Origin of the sequence: Massilia aurea (genome assembly GCF_014200505.1) — a bacterium.
GTDB lineage: Bacteria > Pseudomonadota > Gammaproteobacteria > Burkholderiales > Burkholderiaceae_D > Telluria > Telluria aurea_B.
The window spans coordinates 312,374-333,375 of sequence record NZ_JACHBX010000006.1; the positions used below are offsets into that span (position 1 = coordinate 312,374).

A 21,002-nucleotide genomic window follows, 5' to 3' on the forward strand; every position below is an offset into this window, starting at 1 on the left:
CATGACATCATCCGTACGCCTTCGCCGCCTGTTGGGCAGCGCCCTTTGTGTCATGGCACTGGGTGCCTGCAGCACCGCGCCAGTCAAGCCAGTCAAGCCATCACTGGCCGACGTGATGGGCAAGGCCGCCGCCGCTGATTCGGCCGGCCAGAAGGAAGCCGCCATCGCCTTGTGGCGCGAAGCCGCCACTGCTTACCCCACTGACAAGACGCCATGGACCCGCATGGCGCAAACGCGTTATGAAGCCGGCCGTTATGGCGAAGCCATCGTCAACGCCGAGGAAGTCCTGGTGCGCGATCCCAACGACCAGGTTGCCAACAGCATCATCGCGGTCAGCGGACTGCGCCTCTCGACGCGCGCGCTGGCTGACCTGAGCCGTCAGAACAATCTGTCCGGTTCGCTGCGCACCGAGTCGCAGGATCTGGCCAAGCTGCTGCGCGAAAGCCTGGGCGAGCAAATCATCGTTCCGCCAGTCCAGCGTGCCCGCGCTGCCGCGCCTGCCACCCGCACGCCGACGCGCAAAGGCGCCAAGCCTGCCTCGGATGCGAGTGCCAATCCCTTCGATGGATTGAAATAATTCAGCTCTGGTCTGAATCCATCGGCGCCGCCAACGCGCCGCCGTTTATGTGAAATGGGGAACGTCATGTCAAAAAAAGAAAGTGTTCAGAAGCGCCTGCAAAAAGTGCGTCCACCGCGGGTCCAGATGACGTACGAAGTCGACATCGGTGATGCGACCGAGAACAAGGAACTGCCGTTCGTGATGGGTGTCGTGGGTGACTTCGGCGGCCAGTCCGAGATCGAGCAGAAGCGCCTCAAGGAACGCAAGTTCGTCAATATCGACCGCGACAATTTCGATGAAGTCATGAAGGGTGTCGAGCCGCGCGCGGCGTACCGCGTGTCCGATGAACTGGGTGACGGCACGGGCCAGTTCTCGGTCGACCTCAAGTTCAAGTCGATGGCCGACTTCCGCCCGGAAGCCGTGGTCGAGCAGGTCGAGCCGCTGCGTAAACTGCTCGAGGCGCGCACCAAGCTGGCCGACCTCCGCAACAAGATGGCCGGCAACGACAAGCTGGAAGACATCCTCAGCGACGTGCTGAGCAGTACCGAAAAGCTGGCCGAACTGGGCCAGCAAACCCCTGCCAAGAAAGACTGAACCATGTCTCTCCAAACCTCGTCCCAGGCCGCCGGCGCGGCCACCACCGAACTCGCGCTGCTCGACCAGATCGTCGAGCAGAGCAAGGTGGCCAAGTCCAGCACCGAGCATGCGCGCGCCAAGGACATCATTTCCGAGCTGGTGTCCCAGGTCATGGAAGGCACCGTCGTGGTGTCGAACAACCTGGCGGCCACGATTGATGCCCGTGTGGCCGAACTCGACGCGATGATTTCGCGCCAACTGAGCGCCATCATGCACGCGCCCGAATTCCAGAAGCTGGAGGGCAGCTGGACCGGCCTGAACTACCTGGTCAAGAACACGTCCACGGGCCAGAACCTCAAGATCAAGATGCTCAACGCGACCAAGAAAGAACTGGTCAAGGATTTCCAGAGCGCGCTCGAATTCGATCAGTCGACGATGTTCAAGAAGGTCTACGAAGAAGAATTCGGCACCTTCGGTGGCGCGCCGTTCGGTGCACTGCTGGGCGATTATGAAATTACCCGCCAGCCCGAAGACATGTACTTCATCGAGCAGATGTCGCACGTGGCTGCCGCCTCGCATGCGCCGTTCATCTCGTCCGCCTCGCCCGAGCTGTTTGGCCTGGAAACCTACAACGACCTGGGCAAGCCGCGCGACCTGTCGAAGGTATTCGACACCGTCGAATATGCCAAATGGAAGTCGTTCCGCGAGTCGGAAGACGCCCGCTACGTCGGCCTGACGCTGCCGCGCTTCCTGGGCCGCCTGCCGTTTCATCCGGCCGATGGCGCCACCGTGGAAGGCTTCAATTTTGTCGAAGATGTCGACGGCACCGACCACGAAAAATACCTGTGGTGCAATGCCTCGTACGCATTCGGCGCGCGCCTGACGACGGCCTTTGACGACTTCGGCTGGTGCGCGGCGATCCGCGGCGTCGAAGGCGGCGGCCTGGTCGAACACCTGCCGACCCACACCTTCAAGACCGATGAAGGCGAAGTCGCCCTGAAGTGCCCGACCGAAATCGCCATCACCGACCGCCGCGAAAAAGAGCTCAGCGACCTGGGCTTCATCTCGCTCGTGCACTGCAAGAACACTGATTATGCGGCGTTCTTCGGTGCCCAGTCGGCGCAGAAGGCCAAGAAGTACAACAGCGACGCGGCCAATGCCAATGCCGTGCTGTCGGCCCAGCTGCAATACATTTTCGCCGTCTCGCGCATTGCCCACTATATGAAGGCGATGATGCGCGACAAAATCGGCAGCTTTGCATCGGCTGCCAATGTTGAAGATTTTCTGAATCGCTGGCTGACCCAGTACGTCCTCCTGGACGACAACGCCAGCCAGGAACAGAAAGCGCAGTTTCCACTGCGTGAAGCATCGGTGCAGGTATCCGAGGTACCCGGCCGTCCCGGCGTGTACCGCGCGGTGTCGTTCCTGCGCCCGCATTTCCAGCTCGATGAGCTGTCCGTGTCACTCCGCCTGGTTGCGGAGCTGCCGCAATCGACCAAATCTTAATCACGAACATTCTGCGAAGGAACTAGCATGGCTATTGACGTATACCTGCAAATTGACGGCATCAAAGGCGAATCCACCGACACCTCCCACAAGGACTGGATCGAATGCCGCTCCGTCCAGTGGGAAGTGCTGCAGCCGAAATCGGCGACGGCATCGACCGGCGGCGGCCACACGGCCGAGCGTACCGAGCACAAGGACATCGTGATCGCCAAACTGGCCGATCTGGCGACCCCGCTGCTGCTGCAAAATTGCTCGTCGGGTAAAACGATCCCGAAAGCCAAGATCGAATTCCTGCGCGCTGACGGCCAGGGCGAGCGCATCAAGTATTTCGAGATCGAACTCGAAAACGTCTTGATCAGCAATGTGTCGCCACGCGTCGAAGCCGGCGACATCCTGTCGGAAAACCTGTCGCTGAAATACTCGAAGGTGAAGTGGAAGTACACCCAGCAAAAAGTGGGCGGCGGTTCGGGCGGCAATACCTCGGGCGGTTGGGATCTGTCGGCCAACAAAACGGCTTGATGATCCGGTAGTGCACTTTCGGCGCACCCGCGCGGCAAGCTTGCCGTTCGGGTGCGCCGTGCAGTTGATGTATTTGCCATACCCACGCTATCCAGGAGCCACATGAAGGGTTTTTCGCCGGGACTGTTTGACCGTTTGATGGAGGGCAGCACGCGCAGCGCACCGCAGGGCGCGCCGGCAGCCGTCACCCGCCTGTCGATCGAGGAACTGAAGGACAGTGTCGCCCGCGACCTGGAAGCATTATTGAATACCCGCGCCGCCATCGGCGACGACCGCATCCGTGCATTTCCGGAATGCGCGCGCTCGATCATGACCTATGGGCTCAAGGATTTTGCCGGCCTGAGCCTGTCGAGCAGCGACGACCGCGCCTACATCTGCGCCTGCATCGAAAAGACGATCGGCCGCCACGAACCACGGCTGCGCAATGTGCGCGCTGCGCTGGTGGTGCAGGAGGGCGCGATCAATCGCCTCAATTTCGCCATCACGGCGCTGCTCGTGCTGCATGCCGAGCAGGAACCGGTCAATTTCGACGCCGTATTGCAGCCATCGAGCCTGCATTACACGATCAGCAAGGCGCGCCGCCTGGCGCAAGGAACCTGAAGTGGAAGAACTGTTACCGTATTACGAACGTGAGCTGGGATTCCTGCGCCGCTATTCGCGTGAATTTTCCGAGCGCTATCCGAAGATCGCCGGGAACCTGCTGATGGGCGGCGAGGTCTGCGAAGACCCGCACATCGAGCGCATGATCCAGTCGTTCGCGCTGCTCAATTCGCGCGTGGCCAAACGCCTCGACGACGATTATCCCGAACTGACCGAAGCACTGTTCGAAGTGCTTTATCCGCACTACCTGCGGCCGTTTCCGTCGTGCTCGATCGCGCGCATGGATTTCAGCGCGAGCGCCGCGCAGCTCACCACTGCCAGCACGATGGCGCGCGGCACCGAGCTCGATACCCGCGCCGTCAAGGGCGTGGCCTGCACCTTCCGCACGGCCTATCCCGTTACCATCGCGCCGCTGGCGCTGAGCCACGCAGCATTCCACCCGATTCTCGACGCACCGGAAGCCGTGATGCTGCCGCCCGGCGTGAGCGCGAGCATCGCCATCGGCATCGAGACCACCGCGGCCCAGGTCACGCTCGGGCAACTGGGCGTGGGCGCGCTGCGCGTGTTCATCGATGGCGAGCCATCGTTCTGCGCCGCGCTGCGTGACACGCTGTTCATGCGCACCGTGAAAGCCTGGGTCGAGCCGGATGGCAGCGGGCGCTGGACGCCGCTGGGCGCGATTCCGCTGGCGCCTGCCGGCTTTCGCGAAGACGAATCGCTGATTCCGTTCTCGGCGCGCTCGCATCCGGCCTATCGGCTGCTGACCGAATACTTCTGCTTCCCCGAGAAATTCAACTTTTTCGACATCGATCTGGCCGCCATCGTGGCGGCGCTGCCGGCCGGCTGCAAGCGCTTCACGCTGCATCTGGGCCTGTCGGGCCTGCGCACCGATTCCAATACGGCGCGCATGCTGGGCACGATGTCGACCAATAACCTGCTGCTCGGCTGCACGCCGGTGGTGAACCTGTTCCGCCAGCGCGGCGAGCCGATTCGCCTGACACACGCGAGCGCCAGTTACCCGGTGCTGCCCGAAGCACGCCGCGCGTATGCGTACGAGGTGCAATCGATCGATTCGGTCAAGCTCGTGCGCCAGACGCCGCAGGGCGAGTCGGTGACCGAGTTCCGCCCGTTCTACTCGCTGCGCCACGGCGAATCACCGAGCAAGCATGGCCACTACTGGGTCATGCGGCGCGACGAACTGGTGGCGCTGAAAAGCCCTGGGTACGAAACCGAGATTTCCATTGTCGACATCGACTTTGACCCCGCCGCCATCGAGACCGACACGCTGAGCCTGGAGCTGACCTGCACCAACCGCGACATCCCGGCGTCACTGAGCTACGGCCTGCCGGGCGGGGACCTGTTTTTGGAAGGCGGATCGAGCGTGCGCAGCATCGCATTCCTGCGGCGGCCGACGCCGGCGCAGCGCTTCGAGCGCGGGCGCGGCGCGCACTGGCGCCTGGTGTCGCACCTGGCGCTGAACCACCTGTCGCTGGCCGGCGCCGGCGTTGACGCGTTCCGCGAAATGCTGACGCTGTACGATTTGCCGCGCTCGGCGATCTCGCAGCGCCAGATCCGCGGCATCGCCGCCATCGATTCAAAAGCCGCCAACGCCTGGTTGCCGGGTAATCCGTTCGCCAGCCTGGTGCGCGGCATCGAAGTACGCCTGACGATCGACGAAGAAGCCTTCATTGGCAGCGGCATTCACGCGTTTGCCCACGTCATCGAATGCTTCTTCGGCCTGTATGTGCACGCCAACAGCTTCGTGCAGCTGGCGATCGTTTCCAAGAAAACCGGAGAAGACATTTGGCGATGCGCACCCCGCAGCGGCGATTTGAACCTAGTGTAATCGAGCGCCTGTTCGAGCAACCGTACCGCTTCCAGTTCTTTCAGGCGGTGCGGATGCTCGAGCTGTGGCTCAAGAAGAATGGCCTGCCGCGTGAAGGCGCGGTGGCCAGCTTTTTACGCTTTCAGAATTCACTGTCGCTCAACTTCCCGGCCAGCCAGCTCGAAGCGATGGACACCGAGCCGCGCGCGCTGGCCAAGGACAGCGCTGCGCTGGGCGAGGCGCTCCGGCGCGGCGAGCTGAAATACATCCGCATCACGCCCGCATTCATGGGCTTTCTTGGCACCGCCGGTGCGTTGCCCGCCCATTACACCGAACGCGTGGCGGCGCATGCGCTGTACGAACGCGATGACGGCCCACGGGCATTTCTCGATACCTTCTCGAACCGTACGCTGGCGCTGTTCTACGAAGCCTGGCGCAAATACCGGCTCGAGCTGCAGTACGAAATTGACGGCAAGGACCGCTTCCTGCCGCTGCTGCTGTCAATGGCCGGCCTGGGCAACCACGCGCTGCGCCACCGCCTGTCCGATGGCGGCGAGGGCGTGCTGGACGAATCGGTTGGCTACTTCGCCGCCGCGATGCGTCACCGGCCTGCTTCGGCTGCCATGATCGGCAAGGTCTTGAGCGACTATTTCGGCGAGCCAATCAACGTCACGCAATTCATCGGCGCCTGGTATGACGTCCCGCCGACACAGCAAACGACGCTGGGCGGCACCAACGCGCAGCTGGGCATGAGCGCATTGGTCGGCGGGCGCGTCTGGCAGCGCGACCTGCGCATGCGCCTGACCGTCGGGCCGCTCGACCGCGCCGGCTTCGATGCCTTCTTGCCCGGCGGCCTGGCCGCGCGGGCGCTGGCGAAGATGCTCACCATGTTCACCGGCCTGACCCTGGAGTACGAAGTGCACATCGTGCTGCGCGCGCCGGACGTCGATGGCGTCACGCTCAGCGAAGAACGCCATGGCGGGCGCCTGGGCTGGGACAGTTTTCTCTGCACTGCGCCGGAAACGCGCGACCGCGACGACCTGCGCTACGAAATGGCAACCGTCTAGACACACACCGATTCATTCACCCTCAACCACACCATCACATTACAGAAGGACTCGCGCGCAATGAGCATCAACCTGAAGACGCTGATCGGCAAGCTCAATGACACCAGCCGCACTGCCGCCACACGCGCCGCCAGCATCTGCGTGGGCCTAGGCCAGTTCGAGGTGGACCTCGAACACGTGTTCCTGGCGCTGCTCGAGCAGCCGCGCAGCGATCTGGCTGTCATCGCGCGCAAGAGCGGCATCAGCCTGCCGATGCTCGAGGCCGACCTGCACGCCGAAGTCGCGCGCCTGAAAAGCGGTAACACGCGCACGCCGGTCTTCTCGGCGCGCCTGCCGAAATTGTTCGAAAACGCCTGGCTGATTGCCTCGCTCGACGTGCGCGCTGGCCGCGAGAGCAGCATCCGCAGCGGCCACCTGCTGCAGGCGCTGCTGACCGACAGCGAACTGGCGCAGCTGGCCTACCGCAGCTCGGCGCTGTTCAACAAATTCAACGTCGATGAACTCAAGCACAAATTCGACGCGATGACCGAGGGCTCGCAGGAAGCGGTGGGCCCGGCGGCGGACGGCGAAGAGGATGCTGCTGCTGGCACCGACCCGGTCGGCGAACTCGAAGGCCAGGGCGCCGGCAAGACCCCGGCGCTGGACCAGTTCACGACCAACCTGACCGCGCGGGCACGCGATGGCAAGGTCGATCCGGTGATCGGCCGCGACATGGAAATCCGCCAGGCAGTCGACATCCTGATGCGCCGGCGCCAGAACAACCCGATCCTCACGGGCGAAGCGGGCGTTGGTAAAACCGCCGTCGTCGAAGGCCTGGCACTGCGCATCGTCGAAGGTGACGTGCCCGATGTGCTCAAGGGCGTCGAGATCCACACGCTCGACATGGGCCTGCTGCAGGCCGGTGCCAGCGTGAAGGGCGAGTTCGAAAATCGTTTGAAGAACGTGATCGACGAAGTCAAAAAGAGTCCGCACGCGATCATCCTGTTCATCGACGAAGCGCACACGATGATCGGCGCCGGTGGTACGGCCGGCCAGAACGACGCCGCCAATCTGCTCAAACCCGCGCTGGCGCGGGGCGAACTGCGCACGATCGCCGCGACCACCTGGGGTGAATACAAGAAGTATTTTGAAAAAGACCCGGCACTGGCAAGGCGCTTCCAGGTGATCAAGGTGGAAGAGCCGAGCGAGGAACTGGCCTGCGCCATGCTGCGCGCGATGGCGCCGCTGATGGAAAAGCACTTCAATGTGCGCGTCTATGATGAGGCGATCACGGAAGCGGTGCGCCTGTCGCACCGTTATATCAGCGGTCGCCAGCTGCCCGACAAGGCAATCAGCGTGCTCGATACCGCCTGCGCCAAGGTGGCGCTGGGCCAGAACGCGACGCCCGCGCTGCTCGACAACCTGGCCAAGCGCCTGGACCGGATCGATGCCGAGATCGCGTCGCTGGCACGCGAAGAAAGCGGCGGCGCGAGTCATACCGCGCGCCTGGCCGAATTGCGCGCAGCGCGCGGCGCGGCCAGCGACGAACACGGCACGCTCGCAGCGCGCTGGGAAATCGAAAAAGGACTGACCGAGAAAATCCAGGCTGCCCGCGGGGAGCTGGAAGCGGGCGCAAAAGAGGGCGGCAACCCGGGCGGCAAACCGGGCGACGCCGCCGGCGTGCAAGCCCTGATGACCGAGCTGCGCGCACTGCAGGGCGAGACACCGATGGTACCGGTGCAGGTCGACGGCCACGTGGTGGCCGAGATTGTCGCCGGCTGGACCGGTATCCCGCTTGGCAAGATGGTCAAGGATGAAATCAAGACCGTCCTCAAATTGAAAGACCTGCTGGAAGAGCGGGTGCTGGGCCAGTCGCATGCAATCGAAGCCGTGGCGCAGCGCGTGCGTACGTCGCGCGCCAACCTGGACGATCCGGACAAGCCGAAGGGCGTGTTCCTGTTCGTTGGCCCGTCCGGTATCGGCAAGACCGAGACGGCGCTGGCGTTGGCTGACGTGCTGTACGGCGGCGAGCGCAAGCTGGTCACGATCAATATGAGCGAGTACCAGGAAGCGCACAGCGTGTCGGGCCTGAAAGGCTCGCCGCCAGGTTACGTGGGGTATGGCGAAGGGGGCGTGCTGACCGAAGCGGTGCGGCGCAACCCGTACAGCGTCGTGCTGCTCGACGAAGTCGAGAAGGCCCACCCGGACGTACTCGAACTGTTCTTCCAGGTGTTCGACAAGGGGGTGATGGACGACGCCGAGGGCCGCGAAATCGACTTCCGTAACACGATCATCATCCTGACTTCGAACGTTGCCTCGGGCACGATGATGGCGGCGTGCCTGAACAAGACCGTCGAAGAACTGCCAAGTCCTGAAGAATTGGAACAGCAGATCCGAGGGCAACTGATGAAGGCCTTCAAGCCGGCCTTCCTGGGCCGCCTGAAGGTGGTGCCGTACTACCCGATCCCGGACGATGTCTTGGTGCGCATCATCGAGCTGAAACTGGCAAAGATCGCGCGCCGCATCGCCGTCAATCACAAGGCCGAGCTGACCTGGGATGCGGCGCTCGTCGAAGCGGTGCTGGCACGCTGCACCGAAGTCGATTCGGGCGCGCGCAATGTCGACAATATCCTGAACGGCAGCCTGCTGCCGGAGGTTGCCGAATCGGTCCTGGCGAATATGGCCGAGGGAAAGACGATCTCGAAGATCAAGGTGGGCGCGGATAAGAAGGGGCAGTTCAAGTACAGCGTGAAGTAAGCACGCAAGCAAATAAGTAAGTAAGTAAGTAAGCAAGCAAGCAAGCGGGCCGGCGGTCAAGCCGGTCCAACTCGACCGGTCGGAATTTCCATGACGTTGAGTTTATGAAGAATGCATTCAACTCCTCGACGGCGGTGCTGGCAAGCGCCGTCCAGACGGCCCTTGGCGGCATGTTCGGCCAGCAAGGGCGGATCATGACGCTATCGACAGTGGCGGGTCCGGAAGCGCTGCTGGCCGAAAGCCTGCGCGCAACCGAGGGACTGAGCGAAGGCTTTGGGCTCGACGTATCGGCGCTGTCGCTCGATGCGGCAATTCCGCTTAAAACACTGATCGGGCAGCCGGCGCTGGTCGAACTGGGCGCCGCCCGTTTCGGCGCCCCGCGCGCCTTTCACGGCCACGTCACGGTCGCCGAGCAGGTGGGCTATATGGAATTTTATAAAAAACGACGACAGCAATTTCTTACCGAGTCCGCCTATGCAAGCACTATAAATTTCTACATGAAAACTGCTTGCCCTGGATATCTTGAGGAAATAGCGTCCAGCACTTTGGACCCAAGTGACCGGTGGAGGAACTCATACGCCTACGCAGACACGCAGTTTATGATCTTCATGTTGAAGTATACGGCTGGTCAATCGCTTGAGGAATTGCGGAAAGAACTTAATCTTGTTGTTGAGGCATATGAGTTGACTAGTAAGTATGTGCAGGAACACGCCGAAAATTCAGATTTTCCTCCGTTAAGATTTGTCGAAATAGATGAGTATGAGCGGGTTCTGCAAATGATATCATTTTGTTTTTTACTGCATAGACAGGATTTGCTGCCGAGGCTCGCAGCCATATTTGATCCATCATCGGCAGGCATCGATACATTATATGAGGATCTTCTTGCGTTTGGAATGGAAGATAGATTTGAAATAAATAGGTGGTGCCACAATATTCCATATCGAGACCTTGTCAACTGTCTTTATCGCGATAAAGAAAAATATTGTATTGAAGATCTAAAAAAATATTTAAAAGTTTGGTACACAAGTTTCTCAGTGGCGCCTTGGTACGATAGCCATCTTGATATTTCGAATGACTTCTGCGGTGGTTACTTCGGCTACTGGTCAATAGAGGCCGCTGCCATAGCATATTTACTTGGTGTCGATGACAGCAGTCTGCGAGAATGCATAGTGTACCCGAGCGATCTTGTTGATTTCGCTAGACAATTTGATCTTGAAAAATTGCAGACGGAATCGAACTCGACGATATAATAAGCAAACGGTCGCGAGTCCTTGATACCAATTGATGGATGCGAAACGATCAGCGAAAACAGGGGGAATGCATGGAATTTTCGTTGACAGTGGTTCGATTGATCCAATCTGGCGTGCAGAAATACAAAGACACTACCAGATGTGAAGTCGCCATCACCTTGGTTGCTAATCCCGGCGCGCCTTTCACGGCCACGAGGCGCCGGCAGGCGGGTTCGGACAGCAACTTCGCGCGTTATCGCCTGATCATCGAGCCATGGTTCCGCTTTCTGGGATCGGTCCACGATAGACAGCTTTTACAGAAAGTGACGGTTTGCGACATCCTTGACGCCGGCACTGGCTTGCATTGAGCACACCTGTAGGAAGTACGATCGAACACGATTAAGAGGGGTAGGGGAGTGAACGAAAATAACAACTTCGACGAGACACGACGACAACCCTATCTTACCTACACGGCATACCAGAACACGATTAACCACTTCGAACAAGATCATGCCATTCTGGCTCAAAAACTCATTGAGTGCGGCAGCGACACGTTAGCCCGAACACAGGTTTTAGGAGGCATTGCTTTTGCTAATTTTTTTACCTTTCAACTTCGTTACACCGCTGGCGTCGATCTCGATACTTTAAAGACCGGCTTGTCAAAAGTCATCGCAGGATTTAAAAATTACGTAGATGAGTGCAATTCGTTAGATGATGAAAATTATTATAGCCCCTTCGTGCTGGATGATTCGATTGATACCTACGTCGAATACCTGAATTTGATTTGTTTCTGTATTCTTCTGCACCGTGAGGATTTACTGCCAGAAGTTCATGGATTGATCTCCGGCACTCAATATGACGGTGATGATGCCGTCATTGAAGAGTTGTTCACATTCTTTCTGGAAAGTCGACCTGAACTAGACCGTTGGATTTGGGAGAAGCCTTATAGACTTCTCCTCGATGCCATAGATGGCGAAGCCTCTGAGGACCGCGCCAATGGCATGAGGAAATATGTAGAACAGTGGTATGGAAGTATGAGGGATAAAGCATTTTTTTGGGGAAAGCACGAAAAGATAAAAGATTCGTTCTCTCCTTATTTTGGTTATTGGGCGTTGTGCGCAGGCGCCTTTACATATCTTCTTGACATTGATGATTCATCGTATCGGAACGAGATGGTCTATCCAAGGGATTTGGTTGACTACGCCCGATCTGAAAAGTGAAATTTTAGCCGCGTAAGAAATGATAAAATCCGTCACGTACTCAGTAACCAACCTTGTCCAACTGATCGTGCTTGGACTCATTCGGAAAAGGAAAAATTAGTGACAAGTGCTGAAAAAAGCTTCAATGCTAGTCGACGACAACCTTGGATATCAGAGATTTCTTATAAAAGTACATTGGCTAGTTTCGACGAAGATTACAAGATTATGCAAGAAAAACTTCTGGAAAGCGTGGATGACCCGTTTGAGAGAAGTCTGGATCTGCGAGTAATTGCGAATCATCGCTGGTTTGCGTTTCTATTGAAATATACTGCAGGGGTAGAGCTGCAGACTTTAGCCGAAGAGTTGTCCAGCGTTGTGTTGGCTTATGAAGAATACTCCGATGAAGTGGAGAACATTCCACAAGCCAAATATTTTTCACCATTCCCACTGAACGATGTTATTGACGAATACGTCGATTTTTTGAACTTGCTCAGTGCATGTGTTCTCTTGCATCGGGAAGATCTGGTGCCTAGAGTTCATAATCTGATTGTGGGCACGGAATTTGATGAAAACGATGCTGTGATTGAAGAAGCGCTCAAATTCTTTTTATCAAATCGGCCAGTGTTGGATCACTGGACGTGGGAAAAGCCTTACAGACTTCTGCTCGATGCAATAGATCAAGAACATCAAGAGATGCAGTCATTCTGCATGAAGAGGTATGTTGAAAACTGGTACTCTGAAATGAAGAAAAAAGCGCATTTTTGGGGTAAGCACGAGATGATCAGCGATGATTTCTCACCATATTCGGGCTATTGGGCAATGTGCTCGGCAGCCTTTACTTATCTCTACAAAATTGACGACAGTTCTTACAGGGACGACATTATCTATCCAAAAGACATGGTTGATTTTGCCCGAAGTATGCCGCCAAATTCCACTTTCACTGGAGATGGCATTGCAACTTCGTAAGGTTTGGTTGGACATGCAATCTTCCAGAGGTGGAGTTTGGTTTGGCCAGGCTAAGTCTAGTTCAAGGGCGAAAGGATAAACCAGGTGATTTTCACTAAGAGCTTCATTGGTCAGCCGCGTCAGCAGTATGTTAATCAAACTTCCTGTGAAAATACGCTGAAAAGGTTGGGCGACGATAACCATCTGCTGTCGCAAAAAATGAAACATCACGCAAATGATGCAGCTGCGGTTAGCGCGTTTTCAGGCGCTGTGGCGTCGAATATTTGGTTTGCTTTCCAATTAAAATTTACTGCCGGTGCAGAGCTTATATCCCTGGCCGCAGAATTGTCAGAAGTAGTTTACGCTTACGAACGATATGTTGAAGAAATTGAAAAGCTATCTGATGAAGCATATTTCGCACCGTTTCCAATGGAGGAAATAGTTGATGAATATGTTGATTACTTAAACTTGATCTGCTTCTCGATCTTGCTTCATAGACAAGATCTTCTGCCTAGAATATATGGACTGATCAAAGATACAGATTATGATGGAGACGACAGGGTTGTCGAAGAACTGCTGAAATTCTTTCTTCGCGATCGACCTGAAGCGGATCGCTGTCGTTGGGAGGTTCCTTACAGACTGCTTCTGGATTGTCTTGATCATCCAGATGCGAATGGGCGCGCAGTAGGTATGAGAAAATATGTTAAAAGTTGGTATCATGGCATGACGCGAAAAGCATACTTTTGCGGCAAGCACGAGCAAATTAACGACACGTTTTCTCCGTACTCTGGATATTGGGCCACGTGCGCGGCAGCCTTCACCTATCTCTACAATATTGACGATGCGTTATACAGAGAAGAACTTGTATATCCAAAAGATCTGGTAGACTTTGCGCGAAGCATGCCGGGTGGTCTTGTTATTGCCCAAGATTGATCATTATCTAAAAAATAAAAAATGCTCTTTGGATAAAAAAGATTGTTCAATGATCGTGGCGCTGCGTTATAAAAGCAATCTCTGGAGCGATTTTGAAACAGACTGCATATGAAGTAGTCGAGGGAATCGTGGAGGATCTGGAGGTCTTCGACGCTGATGTGAACTATTTACGGGTGAAACAAGAATCGCATACCGAAAGCATGGTTTCAGCTCTGCAAGTCGTCATGGCATCTTCTGAAGATGAAGATAGTGCGAAGGCCGCGAGTAACGCAGGCGATCCGGTAGAGGCATTTTCGATGCGCATAGGGGGGCTTGCAGTCCAAGGCAGTTTTTTTTGGAAGACAACATTTAAAAATGGTGATTCCATCAAAGTGATTGGCTTGAAAGGCAATGGTGTTTTCAATGCGATTGCAGTGGCACTTCCGGAAAAACGAATTGTTTGGATGCAGCCTCACTGCGAGAGAGGTGTTTCAGCGCAGAGACGCTATATTCTGAGAAATTCAATCATCTTCGTTATCGTAATATTTTTAATTTCAACCTTTCTGTTTACGGAACCGACGATGCAACTCTGGTTCTATATGCTGGGGGCTTCCTTGTCGAGCGCGATAATATTAATCGCGACGGTTGGAATGAGTTGGGGGGATTTCATGACCTTTGCACATCGCATGACTAGAGTAGCATCTGCGCTTGAAATCGATTTTCCGGAAAATGTTGACCTTTCAAAATCGACGAAAGCCAGAATCAACGACGGATTGCCTGAGTTGCCCATGGGCGTTTATTACTATTGAAGATCGGGTAGTATTTGGCAGCCCCTGGCTTCCCGCAGCGCAGTAATGTTGGGTAACGACGTGCAACGTTACGGCGCTCGATAAATGCTGGCTAGTCCCGCAACAAATAAGGCTTTAAGCGATGATGAAAACCAAGCAATATACTCAGTCGATCCTGTGTGGACTGGCCTTAACGGGCGTGAGCGTTTGCCAAGCTGCCGGCACCTACAAAACCTTCACAGATGAAATCAACTGCGGCAAGGCCAAACTGTCCATACAGTCAACATGCGCCAGAGGCGACGACGATATGTCGCTGAATGTCTGCAAGCCGCAGAAAATGACAATGTCTAGTGCTGGCGCCGTACGCAGCGCGGCCTTGCCTGAGTTGAACCAAGGTGACATCAAGTCGATAAAAGAAGAAGAAGGTTCAGTTAGCGAATTGTACGTCATCAGAATGGGTTGCGCGCAGGTAGCGAATGCCAACTACGCGATTCTGTATTACTCCGTCGGCGGTGGCACTGCGCCGTATTCCGAATTTTGGACTGCATACGATGAGAGCGGAAAGTTATTGGATTCTAAAAACTTTCCACTGCATGGAAATGCATTGGAAAAAATGTATAAGAAAATGAAAAAAGTAAATTCGATCATGCCGGAGTAAAACGCAACACTGCTGTCTGTTGGATAATGCTCTTAAATGGTGATGCAACCTTTTTGAAAGAACGCCATCATGAAGGGGCTAGGAGGATTTAATTCAAACCAGAAATCACGGCTTGCTGCGCCGTGCTGATCTGGCCGATCAACGCCGACGGTTCATAAATGTAACCTTTTTTAAAAATGAATAAAATATTCTGTCTTTTGGCAAGTTTAGTATGCGCAAGTTGCTACGCTCAAGCTGACAAGAAAGCCGAGCAGTTTCAAAAGGTTTTTGACGTTATCAGTTCTGAGACAGTGTTTTCCACGCCATCCTCGGGCGTCTTGCGGCAGTTGCAGGGCATGTGCATGCCGAGTACCGACACCGGTAATGACCTGCTGAAAAAGGGCAATGTCGCATGTAATAAAAGTGTTGGCGTGGTCAAATTTTCAATGGCAAACACAGGCGCCGATCCAGTCACCATGATACAGAGCAGTTTTATGGGCGTCGATAAATGTCAGTACATGATTAGCATCCTGACTAGGCACTATGGCAAGCCCGAATTCAAACAAGGCATCTGCGAAATGCAATGGAAGGTAAAAGCGAAACGCGGCGGCCCGCTGCGTTATGCCGATATTGAAGCTGATCACAAGACCAACATGGTTTATTTCGACCTGTACGAAGAGCAGGGTGCTCCCTGATCGCATTCAAATTGCGACTGAAGTGATTTGTTGTGATCGGGGCGTTGAGTATCGAAGCACGCGTAGTCATGGATTAGGTCGTGAAAGCAGGGTTAACGTTCAGAAAATATAGTAAATCACCTAATCAGTAGATGCCCTAACGATTACCGATGGATCGCATTTTGATAGATATCGATAAAGTGAACCCGAAGTTTGCCAGGCCGAATACCTTTTGCGCGAACACTGCGTTTCTTCCTTTTGCATTGTCGACGTGCAGCATGTTCTTGGCGGTTGGTGCAGCACCTCATGTTGAAGTGTTCAGAAATCCGCTTTTCCTCGTATGTTTTGTTATATGCATACTATCTGTATTTCTGTTCATCATTCCTCGAATTTTTAAATGGGACTGGAAAGCGGAGTATTTCGGTGTTTCTGTGATTTATCTGGGAAGCGTTGCATTGCTTGGTGCAATTCCTTGGGGAAGTATTCTTCTCTACAGTAAACTGCCCATAGTTTTAAGAGTAGTTGGATTTCTGTTGTATCTTTTCATTCTAATCGGCTGGGCCTGGCGATTCGTAGTGGTTTACAGGTCAATTTCTGGCAATGCTATAAACAGGCAGCGTATCTACGTGGAATCTAATGCGCTGATCTACTACCGACAGAAGACAGATGTAAGAATTTTAGAAAAGGAAATCCGCTTTCGTCAATTTCCTAATGCGCTTTTTGTCATCATCTTTATGTTTGGCGCCGTTTTGATGATTCCCTACGCGACATATCTGAAGTCGACAGTTGGTCTGCCTTTTACCCATCTATTCCTTGCTATTGCTGCTATACCTACCGATATGATGGCCATAGGGTTGGTAACACGCGGTTTCATAGTGTATTACGTTTATCCTTGGATGATATTTAAAGCGTCAGGCAAGAGAGTTTTCGTGGATTTAGTTTCCAGGTAACTTCTCGCATTCTCGTGATTACATTATTGGGATGACATGACTTTGGAGCGGTGTTCAAATGTCAGACCTGACTGTTGAACCCGCTCCGGTCCTCAATAAAGAAAATATGAAGATATTCTTTAATTCACTGTTTTGGATTGCTGTTTGGTTGATGATCGGTCCAACGGTGTCAGCAAGTGACCTGTTCATTTCCGGGAGGAATGAAATCTTCGACAATCCGTTTGTCGCAACGGGATTCAATACGACCAGCAATGTTTTGACTGGATCGATTTCAGTTTCCAGAACTGCTTCAGGTGAAACGAATGAGTGCCGCATCTTGTTTTCCAGCAACACGAAAGACCAAAAAACACTGCAAGTACGCTATTTTGTTGTCGGTGCTGAGGACGGTGTCAGTAAATTCTCGGACATTGACAAGGCATCAGTCGTGCACGATGAAAAAAACATAAAAATAAAGTTAGACAGAAAGAAGCTGGAGGGTGGATGTGAGTGGATATTGTCGTTTGTTGGTGAGCCATCCGTCACGCAGCAAGGTGATAATGTTTTCTTCGTAATTCCCGAACGTACACCTGGCGCTTGGCGTAGTGTCCATACTATCAAATCAAAACGTGCTGCTTTTTACAAAGCTCCGGGTGGAAGTCCTGTTGAAGGGACATATCTGGTGCCCGGCGATACGATCTACGCCTACGAAGAACAATCTGACTGGTTGTACGTAAAATATCAGGGCAGGAAAAAACTGACTGTTGGATGGATGAAAAAAGCGGACACAGTCCCGTTCTAACGCCATGCCACAAATCCCGTACGATCAACAATTCAGCGTTCTTCGCTCGTTCTGACAGAGCGGAACATTCGCCAATTCAGCCTCCATTACATAAAGACTTATGGTTCGTATTTTCCATCACTCCACAGTGAGCGACTTCATCGAAATCGATGTTGCCAGCGGCAGTTGGCAGCCGTTGCCAGATGATCCCGACGACGCTTCCGTTGTCGGATGCGCCTCGATCATGCAGCGTGCGAATGCCTCGGTGCGTGGCAGCTATACCGTTGAGAATGGTCGCAGATACTGCCTGTTCTGGACCGACAAACATGAACTGGTGTTCATGACACCTGACAGCCACTATATTCGTCTGTTCAGGCGCGAAGCCAACGGCGCGCTGACCAATCTGGCGCCGCAACTGCACGTGCAGTTGGAACCCGCCACCGACGGTGACGGCCGCGACATGCCGGGCATGAGCAGGTTCACTCTGCACGATCCGGAAGGCGGCAGCACGCATGAGGTGATATATGACGCGGCCGCGTATGTCCGGCAGTTCGGCATGGCCAGCATGATGAGCTTCATCCCGGACGAGGATCTGGGGGACTGGGATTTCTTTGTCGGGGCCAGGCAGGGCTTGGACGAACTGAAGGCACTTGCCCACGCAGATAGGGTCGCAGGTGAACATCGATGAATCGATACAGGTTCGCGTTCGCGTTGCTGACGATATTGTGGTGGCAGCACCATGCGCTGGCACGCGACAGTGTCAGCGTCGATCAATTCCTCAGGCAGCAAGGTTGGCAACGCCACGACACCCATTCGCTGCCCAGGTCGCCGGTGGCCGACGTCATCCCCCTCATGTTCTACAACAAAGGCAATACCGTCCCGAGCTGTGGCCTGCTCACGTTGACCCAAAGCGGCAAGGCACCGGTATTCATCGAACTGGTTGGTTCTGAGCCAGGCGTCGGCTTTCCACAATGCCTCAACATCGCCGCGATGAACGTCTTCAGGCTTCAGAACAAGGACTATGTCGCGATCGACTACCTGTCGCGCGAAACGCGTGAGGATGTCGATCGGCGCTTCCATTACCTCGTGCGTCGGGCCACAGGAGAATTCGTCACGGACAAGGTGCTCACTGATGCAGCGCCGGTCATACCGGTTCGTGAAAAAGGGACAGCGCCACGACCAGCGCACGCGATGGACGGGCGCCGGTTTGCACGCATCACGCAGCTGGGCATGTCGCAACCGGCATGGCGGCTTCTTGAGCGCGATTTCATCTCGGATGACAGCTCATCGTTTGCCACGTTCCAGGACAGGAAGGGACAACGGTGCCAATTCCTGACGGAAGCGGGTGGGGCGCCTCTGATCACACCGTCGACTGTATTCGCGCCAGGCGCAAGGTGCGACAGCATACTGGCGTCGAGCCGTTATGCGACAAGCGGAAAAGTGTACTACCTGGCGATGTTCGAAATAAAGGACCGTCGACAGCGCGTCGCGGTGACGTCGGTCTCGCCCGATGGCGTCATCGCAGCAGAGACGCGACTGGCCGATTTTATCAACGGCAACGGTGCGACGAGCAGCATCAACACTGCGAAGGCGTCACTGGTGAACGCCTTGCAACAAGCGCGATAACAGGGATGGCAGTGGCCGCGCTGCCGATTCAATCGTTACGCGGCTGCACCCCCAGCAATTCCTCGATATGCGCCATGGTCGCGCTATCCTTGACCACCGACTTGAGCCAGTCATGCAGATTCTGCTCGCCCGCATCGGCAGCCTTGTCCGCGTAGTACGACACGGGGCTGTGTGGCTCCGTGTGCCGGAAGAACTGCGCCACCGCGCGTAGTTGCGCCAGCGCCTGCGCGCGGGTCTGGACCGGCCCGGGCGGACCAGCCGGCGCCACTGGCGTGGCCATGCCACCCGCTTGGGCCACAGCGCCAACGGGCGCATCCGCCAACGCCGCAGCATCGGCGTCGCCCGGCACCGATGCAGCAGCACCGCCAGCTGCAGGCATCATCCGCTGCAGATCGACCACCGCATTGCGCGCCGCCGAGAAACCCGGGCTATCCGGACCCAGCCGCTCGTCGGCGACGGCTTCCAGCTCCGTCAACGCATCCAGGCACAACTGACTATCCGCGGCAAACGCCGCGACGAACGCCGCCGAGTTGTTGCGCCGCGCCGCTTCCAGGTCGGCCAGCTTGGGTCCGGTCACCGCGCCGCCATTGCTGGCCGCCGCTGCCGCCTTGCGCGCGGTTTCGAAGTCGATCGTCGAATAACTGCCTTGCCGGCCATCGGTCACCGGTACCTCGCGCAGGAGTGTTGGCATACGTGCGAGGATCCAGCTCAGGTTGCCGATGCGCTGGTCATGGTCATCGCCATCCGACTCTGGATACAGGCCCACGTCCCAGTAGTCCTGGCACAGGCCGGCCAGCGTGCGCAGTGCTTCACCCAGGCCACGCAAGCCGTCGGTCTTGACGGCCGCCTCGGCCAGCCACACCGCCAGGCGCAAGTCCTTGCTCGTGTCCTTCAGCAGGGTGGCGCAGCGGCGCACGACGAATGGCCAGTCGGCTTCTTTCAGGTCGGTGATCCATTCGCCCTGGGCGAGCGACGGGTCGTCGAAGCGGCGCGCCTGCGAGATGGCGTCGAGCTCCGGCGAAAACGACAGGTCTTCGCCACTGGGCGATTCGGGGCTGATCGGTTCGAGTAGTTGTTCTGCTGTAAACGTCATGGATGACCCTGTAAATTATTGCGCGATACGGAATTCGATGCGGCGGTTGCGTGCGCGTCCATCGGGCGTCGCGTTGTTGGCCACTGGCCGGTCCGAGCCCTGGCCCAGCGTCGTGAACATATCGGCGGCCATCCCCTTGCCGGTGAAGTAAGTCTTGACCGCGTCGGCGCGCGCCTGGCTCAGGCTCTGGTTCGCCGCTTTCAGGCCCTGGTTGTCGGTGTGGCCGATGATCTCGATCTTGCGGCCCTGCAGCTTCTGGATGGCGACGGCCATCTGGTCCAGGATCGCCTGGCCGGCCGGCGTCAAGGTGGCCTTGCCGCTGTCAAATTCGACGATGCGGTTGGCGAGCGCGCCGTCGAGGATATTCTGTTCGGCTGCGGCCACGCGCAGCCCGTTGTTGACGACGTAGGTCGGGTTCAGGCTGGTGGCGAAGTCGCTCGCGATGCGCTGGCGCTGCGCCTCGTTGGCCACTTCGCCGCGCACGCTCACCGTGCTGCCGTCGATCTTGAGCTGGCCGCGCGTGATCTGCTTGAGCTGCGGCGTGATCAGCTTCTGCACGTAGTTGTTCCAGTTGGCCGGCTGCGCCACCTGGCCCACGGCGATCTGGTCGACGACCTTGTCGGCGCCATACACTTCATACAGGCGCGCCAGCACGGCGGCCTTGGTCGATTCGTCCGGCACGGTGCCGCTGGCCAGCACCTGGCCGGGCTGCGGTGTGACGCCGGCGGGCACCGCCGTCTGGGCCGAAGCCGGGTTCAGGAGGGCGGCGCCAAGGATTAACAGGAGGGTCGGTACAACACGCAT

General features: G+C 56.2%; 22 protein-coding genes. 20 read left to right on the top strand and 2 right to left on the bottom strand.

The window, feature by feature from the left end:
- Window position 1 precedes the first annotated feature (1 nt).
- From HD842_RS23440 to HD842_RS23535, 20 genes are all read left to right on the top strand, one after another.
- Entirely contained in the window at window positions 2-577 is a 576-nt protein-coding gene (locus HD842_RS23440; RefSeq protein WP_229424899.1) for a tetratricopeptide repeat protein, read from the top strand.
- Between the two features lie 66 nt (window positions 578-643).
- Window positions 644-1,153: a type VI secretion system contractile sheath small subunit gene (gene tssB / locus HD842_RS23445; protein ID WP_183558440.1), complete on the top strand. Its 510-nt coding sequence runs from the start codon at window positions 644-646 to the stop codon at window positions 1,151-1,153.
- Window positions 1,154-1,156: 3 nt separating this feature from the next.
- A complete protein-coding gene (tssC, locus tag HD842_RS23450) occupies window positions 1,157-2,641 on the top strand; it encodes a type VI secretion system contractile sheath large subunit (RefSeq protein WP_183558454.1) in 1,485 nt (494 codons plus the stop codon).
- Between the two features lie 27 nt (window positions 2,642-2,668).
- Entirely contained in the window at window positions 2,669-3,160 is a 492-nt protein-coding gene (locus HD842_RS23455; RefSeq protein WP_183558457.1) for an Hcp family type VI secretion system effector, read from the top strand.
- Window positions 3,161-3,262: 102 nt separating this feature from the next.
- Window positions 3,263-3,760, top strand: a complete 498-nt coding sequence (gene tssE / locus HD842_RS23460) for a type VI secretion system baseplate subunit TssE (protein WP_183558460.1) — start codon at window positions 3,263-3,265, stop codon at window positions 3,758-3,760.
- 1 nt (window position 3,761) lies between these two features.
- On the top strand, window positions 3,762-5,606 hold the full coding sequence (gene tssF / locus HD842_RS23465) for a type VI secretion system baseplate subunit TssF (RefSeq protein WP_183558473.1): 1,845 nt from the start codon (window positions 3,762-3,764) through the stop codon (window positions 5,604-5,606).
- Complete coding sequence (gene tssG / locus HD842_RS23470) at window positions 5,570-6,652, top strand: type VI secretion system baseplate subunit TssG (protein WP_183558478.1); 1,083 nt, start codon at window positions 5,570-5,572, stop codon at window positions 6,650-6,652. Before tssF ends, tssG begins: the two co-directional genes overlap by 37 nt.
- 60 nt (window positions 6,653-6,712) lie before the next feature.
- Window positions 6,713-9,388, top strand: a complete 2,676-nt coding sequence (gene tssH, locus HD842_RS23475; protein WP_183558480.1) for a type VI secretion system ATPase TssH — start codon at window positions 6,713-6,715, stop codon at window positions 9,386-9,388.
- Window positions 9,389-9,492: 104 nt separating this feature from the next.
- Entirely contained in the window at window positions 9,493-10,638 is a 1,146-nt protein-coding gene (locus HD842_RS23480) for a PoNe immunity protein domain-containing protein (protein ID WP_183558483.1), read from the top strand.
- Between the two features lie 71 nt (window positions 10,639-10,709).
- Entirely contained in the window at window positions 10,710-10,985 is a 276-nt protein-coding gene (locus HD842_RS23485; protein ID WP_183558488.1) for a hypothetical protein, read from the top strand.
- Window positions 10,986-11,033: 48 nt separating this feature from the next.
- Window positions 11,034-11,837: a PoNe immunity protein domain-containing protein gene (locus tag HD842_RS24515; RefSeq protein ID WP_183558491.1), complete on the top strand. Its 804-nt coding sequence runs from the start codon at window positions 11,034-11,036 to the stop codon at window positions 11,835-11,837.
- 99 nt (window positions 11,838-11,936) lie between these two features.
- A complete protein-coding gene (locus HD842_RS23495) occupies window positions 11,937-12,782 on the top strand; it encodes a PoNe immunity protein domain-containing protein (protein WP_183558495.1) in 846 nt (281 codons plus the stop codon).
- 84 nt (window positions 12,783-12,866) lie between these two features.
- Window positions 12,867-13,694, top strand: a complete 828-nt coding sequence (locus HD842_RS24520; protein WP_183558498.1) for a PoNe immunity protein domain-containing protein — start codon at window positions 12,867-12,869, stop codon at window positions 13,692-13,694.
- A gap of 92 nt (window positions 13,695-13,786) precedes the next feature.
- The gene (locus HD842_RS23505) at window positions 13,787-14,482 is read left to right on the top strand and encodes a putative type VI secretion system effector (protein WP_183558501.1); all 696 of its coding nucleotides are present in this window, start codon (window positions 13,787-13,789) and stop codon (window positions 14,480-14,482) included.
- A 121-nt stretch (window positions 14,483-14,603) separates the two neighbouring features.
- Window positions 14,604-15,119 (top strand): hypothetical protein, encoded by a 516-nt coding sequence (locus tag HD842_RS23510; RefSeq protein ID WP_183558504.1) that lies wholly within the window; start codon window positions 14,604-14,606, stop codon window positions 15,117-15,119.
- Between the two features lie 176 nt (window positions 15,120-15,295).
- On the top strand, window positions 15,296-15,793 hold the full coding sequence (locus tag HD842_RS23515; RefSeq protein ID WP_183558507.1) for a hypothetical protein: 498 nt from the start codon (window positions 15,296-15,298) through the stop codon (window positions 15,791-15,793).
- Between the two features lie 149 nt (window positions 15,794-15,942).
- Window positions 15,943-16,722: a hypothetical protein gene (locus HD842_RS23520; RefSeq protein ID WP_183558510.1), complete on the top strand. Its 780-nt coding sequence runs from the start codon at window positions 15,943-15,945 to the stop codon at window positions 16,720-16,722.
- 58 nt (window positions 16,723-16,780) lie between these two features.
- Entirely contained in the window at window positions 16,781-17,500 is a 720-nt protein-coding gene (locus HD842_RS23525) for a hypothetical protein (RefSeq protein WP_183558513.1), read from the top strand.
- Between the two features lie 127 nt (window positions 17,501-17,627).
- Window positions 17,628-18,167, top strand: coding sequence for a hypothetical protein (locus HD842_RS23530; RefSeq protein WP_183558516.1), 540 nt, complete (start codon window positions 17,628-17,630; stop codon window positions 18,165-18,167).
- Window positions 18,164-19,105: a hypothetical protein gene (locus HD842_RS23535; RefSeq protein WP_183558519.1), complete on the top strand. Its 942-nt coding sequence runs from the start codon at window positions 18,164-18,166 to the stop codon at window positions 19,103-19,105. Before HD842_RS23530 ends, HD842_RS23535 begins: the two co-directional genes overlap by 4 nt.
- 28 nt (window positions 19,106-19,133) lie before the next feature.
- Here HD842_RS23535 and tssA read toward each other — a convergent pair whose 3' ends face one another.
- Window positions 19,134-20,198 (bottom strand): type VI secretion system protein TssA, encoded by a 1,065-nt coding sequence (tssA, locus tag HD842_RS23540; protein WP_183558534.1) that lies wholly within the window; start codon window positions 20,196-20,198, stop codon window positions 19,134-19,136.
- A 15-nt stretch (window positions 20,199-20,213) separates the two neighbouring features.
- Window positions 20,214-21,002 carry an OmpA family protein gene (locus tag HD842_RS23545; RefSeq protein WP_183558537.1) on the bottom strand — a complete coding sequence of 263 codons (789 nt, stop codon included), beginning with the start codon at window positions 21,000-21,002 and terminating at the stop codon, window positions 20,214-20,216.

What these genes read in the sequence shown, in the direction of transcription:
- HD842_RS23480 (WP_183558483.1), top strand. Translation starts at nt 9,493, where the DNA reads ATGAAGAATGCATTCAACTCCTCGACGGCGGTGCTGGCAAGCGCCGTC.
- HD842_RS23545 (WP_183558537.1), bottom strand. Translation starts at nt 21,002, where the DNA reads ATGCGTGTTGTACCGACCCTCCTGTTAATCCTTGGCGCCGCCCTCCTG.
- HD842_RS23440 (WP_229424899.1), top strand. Translation starts at nt 2, where the DNA reads ATGACATCATCCGTACGCCTTCGCCGCCTGTTGGGCAGCGCCCTTTGT.
- HD842_RS23525 (WP_183558513.1), top strand. Translation starts at nt 16,781, where the DNA reads ATGTCAGACCTGACTGTTGAACCCGCTCCGGTCCTCAATAAAGAAAAT.
- HD842_RS23515 (WP_183558507.1), top strand. Translation starts at nt 15,296, where the DNA reads ATGAATAAAATATTCTGTCTTTTGGCAAGTTTAGTATGCGCAAGTTGC.
- tssE (WP_183558460.1), top strand. Translation starts at nt 3,263, where the DNA reads ATGAAGGGTTTTTCGCCGGGACTGTTTGACCGTTTGATGGAGGGCAGC.
- tssG (WP_183558478.1), top strand. Translation starts at nt 5,570, where the DNA reads ATGCGCACCCCGCAGCGGCGATTTGAACCTAGTGTAATCGAGCGCCTG.
- HD842_RS23455 (WP_183558457.1), top strand. Translation starts at nt 2,669, where the DNA reads ATGGCTATTGACGTATACCTGCAAATTGACGGCATCAAAGGCGAATCC.
- tssC (WP_183558454.1), top strand. Translation starts at nt 1,157, where the DNA reads ATGTCTCTCCAAACCTCGTCCCAGGCCGCCGGCGCGGCCACCACCGAA.
- HD842_RS23485 (WP_183558488.1), top strand. Translation starts at nt 10,710, where the DNA reads ATGGAATTTTCGTTGACAGTGGTTCGATTGATCCAATCTGGCGTGCAG.
- HD842_RS23520 (WP_183558510.1), top strand. Translation starts at nt 15,943, where the DNA reads ATGGATCGCATTTTGATAGATATCGATAAAGTGAACCCGAAGTTTGCC.
- tssA (WP_183558534.1), bottom strand. Translation starts at nt 20,198, where the DNA reads ATGACGTTTACAGCAGAACAACTACTCGAACCGATCAGCCCCGAATCG.
- HD842_RS23535 (WP_183558519.1), top strand. Translation starts at nt 18,164, where the DNA reads ATGAATCGATACAGGTTCGCGTTCGCGTTGCTGACGATATTGTGGTGG.
- tssH (WP_183558480.1), top strand. Translation starts at nt 6,713, where the DNA reads ATGAGCATCAACCTGAAGACGCTGATCGGCAAGCTCAATGACACCAGC.
- HD842_RS23510 (WP_183558504.1), top strand. Translation starts at nt 14,604, where the DNA reads ATGATGAAAACCAAGCAATATACTCAGTCGATCCTGTGTGGACTGGCC.
- tssB (WP_183558440.1), top strand. Translation starts at nt 644, where the DNA reads ATGTCAAAAAAAGAAAGTGTTCAGAAGCGCCTGCAAAAAGTGCGTCCA.